Below are 14,326 nucleotides of genomic sequence, written 5' to 3'. Positions count from 1 at the left end.
CATCGGGCAGTACGGAAGGCATGCACCCATTGTCCCCCGGTCCGGGAACTACTCCGCCCGCAGCACCAGGAGCGCCATGTCGTCGTCCAGCGGCTCCACGCCGAACGCGTAGACGGCCTGCTTGATCCGCTCGGCGACCCCCTGCGCGGTCAGCCCCGTACAGCCCGCCAGCTCGGCCGAGAGGCCGTCGCCGTCGTCGAACATGCGCGGTCCTGCCCGCCGCTCGGTGACGCCGTCGGTGACGCAGAGCAGCGTGTCGCCGGGCAGCAGGTCGAACGTCTCGCTCTCGTACGTGACCCCCTCGATCACGCCGAGCAGCATCTGCGGCGCCGCGGCAGCCCGTACGGTGCCGTCGGGGCTCAGCAGCAGTGGCAGCGGATGGCCCGCGCTGGCCAGCGTGCACCGGACTCCGGCGCCGTCGGGCAGCGGCACCAGCTCGCCGTAGAGCAGCGAGAGGAACCGGGACTGGGGGTCCTCGTGCAGTTCCTGGCCGCCGGCCATCGCGACCATCCGGGCCGCCGCCTCTGCGGTCTCCATCGCGTCGTCGAGCAGCAGCTTGTTGAGCCGGTCCAGCACCTCGGAGACCTGGTAGCCCTCGCGGGCGAGCAGCCGCAGCCAGGGGCGGGCAAGTCCGGTGACGACGGCCGCCTCCGGGCCGCTGCCCTGGACGTCGCCGAGCGCGAAGCACCAGCGGCCGCCCGCGCTGTCGCCGGGGAAGACGTCGTAGAAGTCGCCGCCGGCGACGCCCTCGCCGCGCGGCTCGTAGACGAGGGCGCTGTCCATGCCGGGGATCTCGGCGACGCTGCTGGGCAGCAGGCCGCGCTGGAGGACCCTGCTGATGGTGGCCTGCCGGGTGTACTGGCGCGCGGCGCCGATCGCCAGCGCGACCCGGCGCGCGAAGTCGGCCACCAGGGCGGTCACTTCCTCGTGGGCGCGCCTCCCGGCGGCCCGGCCGAGCAGCAGCGTGCCCAGCGGGCGGCCGGCCGCGAGGAGCCGGTAGCCGAGCACCGTCCCGTCGGCGCCCGCTGTGCCGTCGGCGCCTGCCGTCCCGTCGGCGAAGGGCCATTCCAGGGCCACCGCGCCGCCCCGCGCGGACTCGGGCAGCTGCGGCGGCTCCTTCTCCAGTACGGCCCGCAGCTCGTCGATCCGGCTCTCGTGGGCGTGCCAGACCCGCGACAGCCTCGGTCTGCGTCCGGGGCCGCCCGCCTCCGGGTCCAGCCAGACCGCGCACCAGTCGCCGAGCCGGGGCACCAGGAGCTGTGCGGCGAGTGCGGCGATCATGTCCTCGTCGAACTGCCCGGCGAGCAGTTCGGAGGCCTCGGCGAGAAAGCTGAGCGCCCCGCTGCTGCTCCACTCCCGCTCCGCGCCCTGTCTGTGCCGGGGCGCGGGGGCCAGGATCTCGGTGGCGCGCAGTCCGCGCCGGAGGCGGGGATCGCTGCCGGGGGCGGACTGCGGGTCGCCTCCGTCGAGCGGCAGCCGGGTCCACACCGTCTTGAGCCCGGTGCGGTAGGTGATGCCCCAGGCCTCGGCCAGGGACGAGACGAGCCGCAGCCCGCGGCCGTACTCCGGCAGGCCGTCCTGGTGGTCCTCCGGGTCGTTGCGCACCTCCCTCGACGGGTGGTGGTCGGAGACCTCGATCACCAGCGCGGGCGGCTCGTCGCCTGCCGCGCCCTCCAGCCGTACGAGCACCTCGACCGTGGTGCCCGCGTGCACGACGGCGTTGGTGACGAGTTCACTGGCGATCAGGGCGGAGTCGTCGGCGAGCTGGTCGGTGAATCCGGTGGCCGGCAGCCCGAGCGCGGTCCAGTCGGCGAGCGCGGCCCGGACGAACCGGCGCGCGGCGGACGGGCACAGCGGGTTGCCGGGCAGGCTGGTGCGGACCACCGACGGCAAGCCTGCCGGTGGCCCGGAGGCACGCACGGCATGGACCGCGGTCTCCCTCTGCACGGGAATGGACCCGGGAATGGACCCCACTCGGTGGCTCCCTGACCAGATCTGACATTGCGCCGACGACGACACCGACAGAGTGACAGACGGAGCCCGCCCATATGCGTCGAGTTACTCAAATGGGCCGTGTCGGAACAGGAAAGCGCTGGTGGGCGCGGTGGCCGAGACAGGAATCCGGTACGGATCCGGTCCTGCGGAACCGTCCCCCGGGGGTGGTTGCGGGTGAGGGACCGGCGGTGGGGTCTGCCGCCGGTCCCGCTCCGCGCCCGCGCTACGCCTCGCGCGAGCCCGCGTACATGTCGTCGATGAGTGCCTTGTACTCCCGCTCGACGACCGGCCGCTTCAGCTTGAGGCTGGGGGTCAGCTCACCGTGCTCGATGTCCAGGTCGCGCGGCAGCAGCCGGAACTTCTTGACCGTCTGCCAGCGCTGGAGGCCCTCGTTGAGGCGCTTCACATAGCCGTCGATCAGCGACTCGACCTCCTTCGACGCCACCACGTCGGCGTACGGCCGGCCGCCCATGCCGTTCTCCTCGGCCCAGCCCAGGATGGTCGGCTCGTCGAGGGAGATCAGGGCGGTACAGAAGTTACGGTCCGCGCCGTGCACCAGGATGTTGGAGACGAACGGGCACACCGCCTTGAACTGGCCCTCGACCTCGGCCGGTGCGATGTACTTGCCGCCGGATGTCTTGATCAGGTCCTTCTTGCGGTCGGTGATCCGCAGATAGCCGTCGGACGACAGCTCGCCGATGTCGCCGGTGTGGAACCAGCCGTCGGACTCCAGGACTTCGGCGGTCTTCTCCGGCAGCCGGTGGTAGCCCGCCATGATGCCGGGGCCGCGGAGCATGATCTCGCCGTCGTCGGCGATCCGGACCTCGGTCCCGGGCAGCGGCTTGCCGACGGTGCCGGTGCGGTAGGCCTCGCCGGGGTTGACGAAGGAGGCGGCGCTGGACTCGGTGAGGCCGTACCCCTCCAGGATGTGGATGCCGGCGCCGGCGAAGAACAGCCCGATGTCGGGGGCGAGCGCGGCCGAGCCCGAGACACAGGCGCGCAGCCGCCCGCCGAACGCCTCCCGGATCTTGGCGTACACCAGCGCGTCGGCGACCTTGTGCTTGGCCGAGAGCGCGAACGGCGCCGAAGCGGAGCCGGTGTGCCGGAAGTTGTCCTGGGTGACCTTCGCGTACTCGCGTGCCACTTCGGCGGCCCACTGGAAGATCTTGTACTTGGCGCCGCCGCCGGCCCGCGCCTTGGCCGCGACCCCGTTGTAGACCTTCTCGAAGATCCTCGGGACGGCTGCCATATAGGTCGGCTGGACCACCGGAAGGTTCTCGATGATCTTGTCCACCCGGCCGTCCACCGCGGTGACATGGCCGACCTCGATCTGGCCGGAGGTCAGCACCTTGCCGAAGACGTGCGCGAGCGGCAGCCAGAGGTACTGGACGTCGTCCTTGGTGATCAGCCCGGTGGAGACCGTGGCCTTGGCCATGTACGACCAGTTGTCGTGCGGCAGCCGTACGCCCTTGGGCCTGCCCGTGGTGCCCGAGGTGTAGATCAGCGTGGCGAGCTGATCGGATGTGATGGCGCCGATCCGCTCCTTGACCGCACCGGGGTTCGCCGCCAGGTACGCGGCTCCGCGGGCCTCCAGATCGGCGAGGGAGAGGACCCAGCCGGCCTCGTCCGACGCGTCGGGCTCCAGGCCCGCGCTGTCGATCACCACGACATGGCGGAGGTCCGGCAGCTCGGCGCGCCGCTCCCGCGCCTTGGCGAGCTGTCCGGCGTCCTCCGCGATCAGCACCCGGCTCTCGGAGTCGGAGAGGATGTACGCGGACTCCTCGGTGTTGGTCGACGGGTAGATCGTCGTCGTCGCGGCTCCCGCGCACATCACGCCGAGGTCGGCCAGAATCCATTCGACCCGGGTCGAGGAGGCGAGGGCGACGCGCTCCTCGGGCCGCACACCGAGTTCGATCAGGCCGGCGGCGATGGCGTACACCCGCTCGGCCGCCTGGCCCCAGCTCAGGGACTTCCACTCATCAGGTCCGTCGCCGGAGGCCGCGGGTACCGGATAGCGGTACGCCTCGGCATCGGGCGTCTTGGCCACCCGTTGGGTGAAAAGGGCCGCCACGGAGGGCGGCCGGGTCTCGATCAAGGTCTGTGTGTCGCTCACGACGTCGTCCTCCGGGCCTGCGGGCAGCTCTGCGCGACTGGCTGGTGGCTGTTATTAAACTGGCGAGTAACTAGTGATCAGAGTAGAGCGCCCGTGTCCGCCACGTAAGAGGGAACGGCCGTGTGGTTCATAACGAACGGGCCCCCGTGCCGCAGCGCGGGGGCCCGTCTGTCGATTCTCGTTCCGGTTCTCGCCAGTTCTCGCCGGTTACCGCCGGTTCGCGCAGGTCGTGGAGGTGATTACTTCTTCTTGCTCTCACCGGACTCGTCGGTTGACAGCACCGCGATGAAGGCCTCCTGCGGGACCTCCACATTGCCGACCATCTTCATCCGCTTCTTGCCCTCCTTCTGCTTCTCCAGCAGCTTCCGCTTACGGGAGATGTCACCGCCGTAGCACTTGGCGAGGACGTCCTTGCGGATGGCGCGGACGGTCTCACGGGCGATGACCCGGGCGCCGATGGCCGCCTGGATCGGCACCTCGAAGTTCTGCCGCGGAATCAGCTTCTGCAGCTTGGCGACGAGCCGCACCCCGTACGCGTACGCCTTGTCCTTGTGCGTGACGGCGGAGAACGCGTCGACCTTGTCGCCGTGCAGCAGGATGTCGACCTTGACGAGCTGGGCCGCCTGCTCGCCGGTGGGCTCGTAGTCGAGCGAGGCGTAGCCGCGGGTCTTCGACTTCAGCTGGTCGAAGAAGTCGAAGACGATCTCGGCGAGCGGCAGGGTGTAGCGGATCTCGACCCGGTCCTCGGAGAGGTAGTCCATCCCGAGCAGCGTGCCGCGGCGGTTCTGGCAGAGCTCCATGATCGCGCCGATGAACTCGCTGGGGGCCAGCACCGTGGCGCGGACGACCGGCTCGTGCACCTTGTCGATCTTCCCCTCGGGGAACTCGCTCGGGTTGGTGACGATGTGCTCGGTGCCGTCCTCCATGTCCACGCGGTAGACCACGTTGGGCGCGGTGGCGATGAGCTCCAGATTGAACTCCCGCTCCAGCCGCTCCCGGACCACGTCGAGATGGAGCAGGCCGAGGAAGCCGACGCGGAAGCCGAAGCCGAGAGCCGCCGACGTCTCCGGCTCGTACACCAGGGCGGCGTCGTTGAGCTGGAGCTTCTCCAGGGCCTCACGGAGGTCGGGGTAGTCCGAGCCGTCCAGCGGGTAGAGCCCGGAGAACACCATCGGCTTGGGGTCCTTGTAGCCGCCCAGGGCCTCCGTCGCGCCCTTGTGCAGCGAGGTGATCGTGTCACCGACCTTCGACTGCCTGACGTCCTTCACACCGGTGATGATGTAGCCGACCTCGCCGACGCCCAGGCCGTCCGAGGAGGTCATCTCCGGGGAGGAGACGCCGATCTCCAGGAGCTCGTGGGTGGCGTTGGTGGACATCATCCGGATGCGCTCGCGCTTGTTGAGCTGACCGTCGACGACACGGACGTACGTCACGACGCCGCGGTAGGAGTCGTAGACCGAGTCGAAGATCATCGCGCGGGCGGGGGCGTCGGCCTGACCCACCGGCGCGGGCACGTCCTTGACCACGCGGTCGAGGAGCGCGTCCACGCCGACGCCGGTCTTGGCCGAGACCTTGAGCACGTCCTCGGGCTGGCAGCCGATGAGGTTCGCCAGCTCCTCGGAGAACTTCTCGGGCTGCGCGGCCGGCAGGTCGATCTTGTTGAGGACCGGAACGATCGTGAGGTCGTTCTCCATCGCCAGATAGAGATTGGCGAGGGTCTGCGCCTCGATGCCCTGGGCCGCGTCGACCAGCAGGACCGTGCCCTCGCAGGCGGCGAGGGAGCGGGAGACCTCATAGGTGAAGTCCACGTGACCAGGGGTGTCGATCATGTTCAGGACATGGGTGGTGCCCAGATCCCCGCCCGTGGTGGGCGCCCAGGGCAGCCGGACGGCCTGGGACTTGATCGTGATGCCGCGCTCGCGCTCGATGTCCATCCGGTCGAGGTACTGAGCACGCATCTGCCGCTGGTCGACCACCCCGGTCAGCTGGAGCATCCGGTCGGCAAGGGTCGACTTGCCGTGGTCGATGTGCGCGATGATGCAGAAATTGCGGATCAGCGCCGGGTCGGTACGGCTCGGCTCGGGCACGTTGGTAGGAGTCGCGGGCACGCAGGGTCCTGATTCTTGAGACGCCGGGCGTCTCGTCTCGGGCGGTGACGGGGCGATGGCGGATCGATACGTAAGCTCCATGGTCCCATGGCTGGGGGGCTGAGCCCGTTTTGGGCCGGTGGATGGCGGGCTGGTACCGTGGGCAGCTGTGCCTCCTGGGCCTTCCGGATGAACGCTCCACACGGTTCGTGTCGGTCGGTGCGGGGGCGCTCATGGAAACTCGAAATTCATCGAACCTGAAAAGGCTTTTCGTGGCGAACATCAAGTCCCAGATCAAGCGGAACAAGACCAACGAGAAGGCGCGCCTGCGCAACAAGGCCGTCAAGTCGTCGCTCAAGACCGCGATCCGCAAGTCCCGTGAGGCCGCTGCCGCGGGCGACGTCGAGAAGGCCACCGCGGCCGCTCGGCTGGCCTCGCAGCAGCTCGACAAGGCCGTCAGCAAGGGCGTCATCCACAAGAACTCCGCGGCGAACAAGAAGTCGGCGATCGCCAAGCGCGTTGCCGGTCTCTCCGCCTGAAGCTGACCGATCCGGTCCGGCCTCACGGCTGACCGCTTTCGCGTGACTTCGACTTACGGGGCTCTCCGCGAGCCCCACCCCGTCGTCCCGGGCCCAGCGGCCCCTCTACCGCTCCGGTACGACACCCCGCGCCGCACACGGCCTGCGTTCGCCACGCGGGTGCGGCGCACCAACGCTTGAGCCGAGGCCCTGCCTCTGTCCTTCCCCGGGACGGAGGCGGGGCCTTCGGCGTGTCCGGGGTGCGGGCCGGCGGGACGGCCGTCAGCGCCGCATCCGGGCGGCCCGTGCCACCGTGACCACAGCACGCTCAAGCTCGTACTCCGGGTCGTCGCCGCCGCCCTTGACCCCGGCGTCCGCTTCCGCGACGGCGCGCAGCGCGACCGCCACCCCGTCCGGTGTCCAGCCGCGCATCTGCTGCCGCACCCGGTCGATCTTCCACGGCGGCATGCCCAGCTCCCGGGCGAGATCGGCGGGGCGCCCGCCGCGGGCCGACGAGAGCTTGCCGATGGCCCGGACACCCTGTGCCAGGGCGCTGGTGATCAGCACGGGGGCGACCCCGGTCGACAGCGACCAGCGCAACGCCTCCAGCGCGTCGGCCGCCCGCCCTTCGACGGCCCGGTCGGCGATCGTGAAGCTGGAGGCCTCGGCGCGCCCCGTGTAGTACCGCCCGACGACCGCCTCGTCGATCGTGCCCTCGACGTCCGCGACGAGCTGGGAGACCGCGCTCGCGAGCTCCCGCAGATCGCTGCCGATGGAGTCGACCAGCGCCTGGCAGGCCTCGGGGGTCGCGGAACGGCCCAGGGCCCGGAACTCCGACCGTACGAAGGAGAGCCGCTCGGCCGGTTTGGTCGTCTTGGGGCAGGCGATCTCACGGGCGCCTGCCTTGCGCGCGGCGTCCAGCAGCCCCTTGCCCTTGGCGCCTCCGGCGTGGAGGAGCACCAGGGTGATCTCCTCGGCCGGGGTGCCGAGGTAGTTCTTGACGTCCTTGATCGTGTCGGCTGAGAGGTCCTGTGCGTTCCGCACGATGACGACCTTGCGCTCCGCGAAGAGCGAGGGGCTGGTCAGCTCGGCGAGGGTGCCCGGCTGGAGCTGGTCGGAGGTGAGATCGCGGACGTCGGTGTCGGCATCGGCCTCACGGGCGGCGGCGACCACCTGCTGGACGGCGCGGTCGAGCAGCAGGTCCTCCTGCCCCACGGCGAGGGTGAGCGGCACGAGCGGGTTGTCTGCGGAGTTCTGCTGACTCTGTTTCCGGATCATCGCGGTCCAGCATCCCACGGGGCACTGACAGCGCCGCAGACGTCCCGGAGCCGAGGAAGTCCGGGAGCCGCGGAAGTCCGGGAGCTGCCCGGCCGTCCCCGCCGGCCGCACCGGTGGTCCTGACGTGCCGGAGAATGGCCCGGTGAGCGATGTGAGACATGTACTGGTGCTGCCCGACCGCGACACCGCCGAGGAGGTGGCCGGGGAGGTCGCCGACCGCTTCGGGGTGGCCGATGAGCCCCAGCTCGTCAGGGACGCGCTGGCCGGGGAGGACGACGCCGAGGACGCGCAGTGGCTGGTCGTCGTCGAGGACCCGCAGGAGCGGCTGGATCCCGGGGCGCTGGACGCGTTCGCCGCCGAGTACGACGGGTGGCTGGAGGCGCCTTAACGGTTGGAGGCGCCTCAGCGGCTGGAGCCCGTCAGCGGGGACGGGCCGACGGCGACGGGAGGGGCGCGTCTGCGGGGCTCCCCCGCTCAGTCGGCCCTGCTCAGTCGGCCTTCTTCTTCACGATCTGAACGTCCAGGTCGATGGTGATGCTGTTGCCGACCGCCGCGATACCGCGCGCCAGCATGGTCTGCCAGCGCATGGTGAAGTCGTCACGGTGCAGCTCGGTGGTGGCGCGGCAGGCGGCGCGCACCTCGCCCTCCATGCCGTTGCCGATGCCCAGGTACTGGGTGTCCAGCGTGACGGTGCGGCTGACGCCGTGCAGGGTGAGCGCGCCGGTCACGCCCCAGCGGCTGCCGCCGCGGTGTACGAAGCGCTCGCTGTAGAACTCCATGACCGGGAAGCGCGCCACATCGAGGAAGTCCCCCGAGCGCAGATGGTCGTCACGCATCTGGACATTGGTGTCGATGGACGCCGCGTCGATGATGACGTGCATCGCGGACTGCTCCATGTGGTCCGCGATCCTGACGGCACCGGCGAAGGTGTTGAACCGGCCGTGGATACGGGCCAGTCCGATGTGGCGGGCGGTGAAGCTGATCTGCGAGTGCATCGGCTCGATCTCCCACTCGCCCGGCTCCGGCAGCGAGGGAGGCTGGGCGACCTGGAGCGTGATGTCGCCCAGGCCGGAGTGGCCACCCTCGGTGACGGTGGCACTGCCGTGGAAGGGGGTGAACCCCTCGGCGGTGACGGCCAGCCGGTACTCGCCCGGGGGGACGGTGGCGAACACGGAGCCGTACGGATCGGTCTCGCCGCCGACGGTTCTGCGGCCCATGGTGTCCGTGAGGACGAACTCCGCCTGCTGCACGGGCTCGTTGACGGGGTCGAACACCCGGCAGCTGAGTACGCCCGCGTGCGCGGGCAACGTCAGTCCGCCGAGGGGGCCGCCACTGCGTCCTGCGCCGGTCTGCGACCGGTTACCAAACCAACGTCCGAACACTTCTGCAGAACCCCCCGCGCATCGCGCCCACCTTCGGTCGCACGCACGCTCGGACGTCATCGTCGGGGCGGCGACCCGCTGACGAATATGCATTCGATCACTGTTGGCCCGTTCTGGGCAAACGGCGCTGGTCGTGGGGGTTGGCCAGTAGCTGTCACGAGTTGTACTTACTCAGAAGTAATGTCCCTTAGTGTCGGCACCCGGTCGAATTCCAGCCCGAAGTGGTCGCGGTAGGCGGCGAGAACGGCCGCGTCGCTTCCGAGGTTCTGCTCGTGCCGCTCGCCCCGCACGGTGGTGATCAGCCTGCGGCCGCTGAGCGTGATCCGGCCGTCGTCGCTGAGCCGCGTGCAGACGAGCGACCGGGTGAAGTGGGAGGCGGGCGAGGTCTGGTGGTACCAGGCCCCCGCCTCGAAGTCGGCCAGCTCTCGCGGGCGCTGCTCCAGCCGGTACTGCGGCTTTCCGTCACGTACGACATCGAGGTCGCCGTCGGCCGCGCTCGCGATCCGGAACGTGCCTGCCGGGTCCTGCCGGCCGCCCCGCGCACCGAACACCAGCGGGTGGTGGCTGTGATCGCCGAACCCGACGTCGGCGAGCCAGGGCCCGGTGCCGTCGGTGGTCCCGACCCGCAGGGCGAGATGGTCGTACGGGATGCCGAGACCGCCGTCGGCACCGTGTACCCGGGCCTGAATCAGCGTCACATGGAAGCCGAGAGCCCGCAGCAACGCCGCGAAGGCGCCGTTGAGTTCGTAGCAGATACCACCACGCCGGGCGCCGACGATCTTGTCGATGAGCGGGGCGTCGGCGAGCACGATGCCCTCGCCGCGGTGGATGGAGAGGTTCTCGAACGGCACTGTCCGCAGATGCCGCAGCTGCAACTCACGGAGAGCCGCCGAGTCCGGCGCGGCCGGACGACGCGACCCGATGCGCCGGAGGTAAGCAGCCACCCACGCGGGCTCCGCCGAGGACGGGGCCGCCGACCCGCCGTCCGGCGTCGATGCGTCCATCGGTGTCTCCGGCGTGGTCACGGGCGGGCTCGCGGGCGAGGTCGCGGGCGCATTCTCCGGCGGGATTCCGGGCGGGATCGGGGGCGCAGTTCCGGGCGGGGTCTCCGGCGGAGTCTCCAGCCGTCTGTCCATGGAGGCAGTCTCGCTCCGGGTACGGACTCGCGCCAATCAAGCGCCCGGAACCCTGCCCCGAGACCTGCTTGGAAACTTCCCGGAGACCTGCCCGGAGACCTGCTTGGAGATCCGCCCGGAGATCTGTCCGGAGATCTGGGGCGGCCTAGGCCCGGGTACCTAGGACCGCAGCATGATCCCCCGGCCGCCGTTTCACCACTAGCGCGGTCGGCCATGACGAACCAGGAACCGGCGCGCAGCCGGAAGCAGCGACGGCAGGACACCCTCGACCGGCTGGAACAGGACGTCGACTGCTGGGTGGCCACGGCCGCCGAGGACGGCGAACCGTGCCTCGTACCCCTGTCGTTCGTGTGGCACGAGGGCGGCGTGGTGGTCTGCACCCGGCGCACCAACCCGACCGGGGCCAACCTGGTCCGCGACGGCCGCTCCAGGGTCACGCTCGGTTCCACCAGGGACGTGGTGCTCATCGAGGGCGAGGGCGAACTGCTGACGGACGACAGTCGCACCGCGGCGGCCGACGCCTTCGCGGCGAAGCTCACCTGGGACCCGCGCACCGAGAAGGGGTACGTGTATCTGCGCATCACCCCGAAGGTGATCCAGGCCTGGCGCGAGGTGAACGAGATCGCCGGACGCGACCTGATGCGCGACGGCACCTGGCTCGACTGAGCACGCCCGGCCCGCGCCGCCCCGGGCACGGCGGCGGGCCCGCTGCCGCGGCGGTGGGTCCGGTGTCGCGGGGGTGGGTCCGGTGTCGCGGGGGTGGGTCCGGTGTCGCGGGGCCTGGTACCACGGGGCCCGGTACCGCAGGGGGCCCGGTCTCACTGCCCCGCCGGTATCGCCCGCAGCGCGGGCCCCGTCCCCGTCACCGCGATGGAGCCGTCCGTGTCCGTGCGCAGCACCGTGGCACCGCCCGCCCGGAGCGACGCGACCGTACGCGGTGCCGGATGGCCGTACGGGTTGTCCTCACCGCAGGAGATCAGGGCGAGCCGGGGGCGCAGCGCACGCAGCAGTGCCGGGTCCTGGTAGGCGGAGCCGTGATGCCACAAGTTCACACAGACCCACCAACTCCCCTACGCTTGACAGCATGAAGACCTCCGCCAGAGCCCGCCGCGTTGGCATTTACGTACGCATCAGTGACGACCGCGAGGGCGGCGGACTCGGGGTACAGCGCCAGGAAGACGATTGCCGCGTCCTGGCTGCGTCCCTCGGCTGGAAGGTCGTTGAGCTCTACGTCGACAACGACGTCTCCGCCTCCGACCGCCGGAAGGTCCGCAAGGGCTACCGCCGGATGCTCGCGGACATCGAGAGCAATCACATCGACGGTGTCCTGGCCTGGCACCCGGACCGCCTGTACCGCCAGCCCGCAGAGTTGGAAGACTTGATCACCCTGATCGAAGCCAACGATGTTGAGATCCGGACCAAGATGGCGGGCGAGCTGGACCTCTCCACTCCCACTGGCCGCCTGCACGCCCGGATGTTCGGGGCCATTGGCAAATACGAGACCGAGCACAAACAGGAGCGCATCCTCCGCAAGGTTCAGGAGCTGGTCCAGGCGGGCGCCATCCACAACGGCGGACACCGCCCTTTCGGGTACGAGCGGATCTACGAAGGCACTGGCCCCCGCCGGAAGGTGATCGAGGACCGCATCGATGAGGACGAGGCGAAGCACATCCGGGACTGGGCCAAGCGGGCCTTGGAAGGCGAGAGCCTGTACTCGCTCGTAGCCGACGCCAACTCCCTTGGGATCAAGACCTCCACCGGGGGACTCTGGAGCTACCAGGGGATGCGCGCCCTGCTGGCCTCCGGCCGGATCGCCGGATTGAAGGAACACCGGCGCCAGGTCGTGGGCAAGGCCGTCTGGCCCGCCATCATCACCGTGGAACAGCACCAGCAGCTCCGTGCCCTGCTGAACAACCGGGCGGAGCAGGCCAAGGAGAACGGCGCCCAGCGAACATCAACGGCCCTGAAGTACCCGCTGTCCGGTCTGGTCCGCTGCACCTGCACCGAGGACCACATCCGCATGAAGACCTCCCCCAGCTCGAATCGGAAGGGCCCTGTTTACCGCTGCCCTCCCAAGGGAGACGGCGGGTGTGGTGGACGCACCATCAAGATCGCCGACCTCGAACGGCTCATGGAGAAGCTGCTGTTCGCGAAGCTCGAAGAGGTCGAGCCGATGGACGAGGGAGACCCCAACGACCCTCGGCCGGCTCTCGAACAAAAGCTGGGGCGGTGGGAGCGGCGCGTGGAGGAGCTGAAGGAGGAACTGCTCGATGGGGACCGTCCGGGAAGGGAGATCCAGGGGGCCATCGACACCCTCAACTCCCGTATCGCCCAGACACAGCGGGAGGCCGCCGAGTACTCCGTCAAGACCAGGATCCTGGAGGTCAGCGCCGAGGAGCTGAGGGAGGTATGGGAGGACTATCCACCAGCCCGCCGTCAATCCGTGTACCGATCGCTGATCAAGGAGGTCCTGATCTTGCCCGCGACCCCTCCGAAGAACGTTTGGAACCCGGGCCGGGTCAAGGTCTTCTGGAAGTGATCAGACCTTGGCCCTGCGCCACGGCGCGGCCGGGTCCGAGAGGGTGTCGAGGATCAGCTCACACCAGGTCACAGCCGCGTTGACCGTCAAACGGGCGTGACGAATTCCAAGGCCGGAGGGGACGCTCGCCTGCCCGTGTCCGCTCCCGAAACCCTGGTTACGCAGCTCGGCGACTCCCACAGCGATATTGACGGCCCCGGAGAGGATCTTCTTGATCGCCTTGCTGCCGTCCGGGCCCTCGGGTGCCGAGGCAGCGTCCAACCTCAGCTCCTTGTGCACCATGGCCACCAGGATCGGCACGTCCGGCTTCTTGGCCACAGCGACACCCAGTTCTTGGAGAGCGGTCTTGGCCGTTGCCTCGATGAGCTGCTTGGCGGCTCCGATAGCTCCCTGGGGGTCAGTGGTCAGGTCCCGCCTGATCCGCTCCAGCTCGGCCACGATCCCCGAACTGTCGTGCAGGTCGCTGAGATCACGACCGATTAGGGAGATGGGCGACTGCTGCCACGAGATCCGACCGCTCTCGTCGAGGAGGAAACCGTCCCTCTCCAGCCGAACACCGATGTCTGCCAGCCACTTCGGGGTTCCCTGCTGGTCAGGGTCCCGGTACTCACGGATGAAGTCCTCGAAGACGAGGAGGGCTCGCCGGACATGGCCAGGGTCGGCCCAGTCCACGCCTTCTGCGTAGAGCATGAACTCGGTGCGCCGCTGACCCGGGTCCTCGTACTTCAACTCATCAGGTGCGATGGGGGCGAACCCGTGGTCCTCCCACAACCTGGCCACGATCCGGAGCGTCAGGTCCGTGGCAAGAGTGCGAAAGGCGTTGCGGGTCGCTGGACTCACCAGCTCGCGGCGGGCGGTTACGGTCATGGTCTGAAGATACGAGTAGACCCTGACACCGTCATGGCTTTTCCGGCAGAGCCCCTCAGGCCGCCCTGCGTGCAGGCTCCTCACTACGACTGCGCGCGACCTTCGTCAGGTCCGTCTTGACCCGTCGAAGCATCTTGGCCTGGTAGGCCGTCAGCTGAGGCGCTGTGGCCAACTGCCGCTCCACCCAGGAAGCCTCCAGGCGCTCCCGCTCGGCGAAGGCCACCCGATCCCTCACGAGGCCCTGGACGAGCTTGCGCATCGCCGGGGACCTCAGGGCCTTCCCGTCCACCCGCACGCCATAGGAGACCTGCCTACGGCCTCCAGGGGCCTTCGTGTCGAGGATGCAGAGGCCCTTCGGTATTCCAGACATACGGAAATGCTGCCACCCGTTCGAGTGACAGCGCAACTTCC

The 14,326-nt window shown here is 69.5% G+C and carries 12 protein-coding genes and 1 pseudogene; 4 read left to right on the top strand and 9 right to left on the bottom strand.

The window, feature by feature from the left end:
• Positions 1-48 precede the first annotated feature (48 nt).
• The 3 genes from OG210_RS22060 to lepA all read right to left on the bottom strand — a co-directional run bounded on the left by OG210_RS22060 (position 49) and on the right by lepA (position 6,216).
• Complete coding sequence (locus OG210_RS22060; protein WP_371540429.1) at positions 49-1,947, bottom strand: SpoIIE family protein phosphatase; 1,899 nt, start codon at positions 1,945-1,947, stop codon at positions 49-51.
• A gap of 271 nt (positions 1,948-2,218) precedes the next feature.
• A complete protein-coding gene (locus OG210_RS22055) occupies positions 2,219-4,108 on the bottom strand; it encodes an AMP-dependent synthetase/ligase (protein WP_328326462.1) in 1,890 nt (629 codons plus the stop codon).
• Positions 4,109-4,347: 239 nt separating this feature from the next.
• Entirely contained in the window at positions 4,348-6,216 is a 1,869-nt protein-coding gene (lepA, locus tag OG210_RS22050; RefSeq protein ID WP_371538438.1) for a translation elongation factor 4, read from the bottom strand.
• Positions 6,217-6,467: 251 nt separating this feature from the next.
• On the opposite strand from lepA, the gene rpsT reads away from it, so the two are divergent.
• Positions 6,468-6,734: a 30S ribosomal protein S20 gene (rpsT, locus tag OG210_RS22045; protein WP_164266334.1), complete on the top strand. Its 267-nt coding sequence runs from the start codon at positions 6,468-6,470 to the stop codon at positions 6,732-6,734.
• A 261-nt stretch (positions 6,735-6,995) separates the two neighbouring features.
• On the opposite strand, the gene holA is transcribed toward rpsT, so the two are convergent.
• On the bottom strand, positions 6,996-7,991 hold the full coding sequence (holA, locus tag OG210_RS22040; RefSeq protein ID WP_328326467.1) for a DNA polymerase III subunit delta: 996 nt from the start codon (positions 7,989-7,991) through the stop codon (positions 6,996-6,998).
• Positions 7,992-8,133: 142 nt separating this feature from the next.
• Between holA and OG210_RS22035 the strand changes: the two genes are divergently transcribed.
• The gene (locus OG210_RS22035; protein WP_328326470.1) at positions 8,134-8,379 is read left to right on the top strand and encodes a hypothetical protein; all 246 of its coding nucleotides are present in this window, start codon (positions 8,134-8,136) and stop codon (positions 8,377-8,379) included.
• Between the two features lie 100 nt (positions 8,380-8,479).
• Here the strand turns inward: OG210_RS22035 and OG210_RS22030 are convergent, their stop codons facing one another.
• Positions 8,480-9,373 (bottom strand): YceI family protein, encoded by an 894-nt coding sequence (locus OG210_RS22030; protein WP_328326472.1) that lies wholly within the window; start codon positions 9,371-9,373, stop codon positions 8,480-8,482.
• A gap of 167 nt (positions 9,374-9,540) precedes the next feature.
• The gene (locus OG210_RS22025) at positions 9,541-10,377 is read right to left on the bottom strand and encodes an arylamine N-acetyltransferase (RefSeq protein WP_328326474.1); all 837 of its coding nucleotides are present in this window, start codon (positions 10,375-10,377) and stop codon (positions 9,541-9,543) included.
• A gap of 345 nt (positions 10,378-10,722) precedes the next feature.
• Here OG210_RS22025 and OG210_RS22020 point away from each other — a divergent pair, with 345 nt between their 5' ends.
• Positions 10,723-11,175 (top strand): pyridoxamine 5'-phosphate oxidase family protein, encoded by a 453-nt coding sequence (locus OG210_RS22020; RefSeq protein ID WP_328326476.1) that lies wholly within the window; start codon positions 10,723-10,725, stop codon positions 11,173-11,175.
• A 152-nt stretch (positions 11,176-11,327) separates the two neighbouring features.
• Here the strand turns inward: OG210_RS22020 and OG210_RS22015 are convergent.
• Positions 11,328-11,549, bottom strand: a pseudogene (locus OG210_RS22015) (ComEC/Rec2 family competence protein); the annotation flags it as partial.
• Between the two features lie 44 nt (positions 11,550-11,593).
• Here OG210_RS22015 and OG210_RS22010 point away from each other — a divergent pair.
• The gene (locus tag OG210_RS22010; RefSeq protein WP_371538434.1) at positions 11,594-13,048 is read left to right on the top strand and encodes a recombinase family protein; all 1,455 of its coding nucleotides are present in this window, start codon (positions 11,594-11,596) and stop codon (positions 13,046-13,048) included.
• On the opposite strand, the gene OG210_RS22005 is transcribed toward OG210_RS22010, so the two are convergent.
• Together OG210_RS22005 and OG210_RS22000 are read right to left on the bottom strand one after the other, a co-directional pair.
• Positions 13,049-13,915, bottom strand: a complete 867-nt coding sequence (locus OG210_RS22005) for an abortive infection family protein (protein WP_371538432.1) — start codon at positions 13,913-13,915, stop codon at positions 13,049-13,051.
• A 55-nt stretch (positions 13,916-13,970) separates the two neighbouring features.
• Entirely contained in the window at positions 13,971-14,285 is a 315-nt protein-coding gene (locus OG210_RS22000; protein WP_371538430.1) for a hypothetical protein, read from the bottom strand.
• Positions 14,286-14,326: the final 41 nt, after the last annotated feature.

It is taken from the genome of Streptomyces sp. NBC_00466 (assembly GCF_041433995.1).
GTDB lineage: Bacteria > Actinomycetota > Actinomycetes > Streptomycetales > Streptomycetaceae > Streptomyces.
This window is presented reverse-complemented; position numbering and strand designations above follow the sequence as displayed.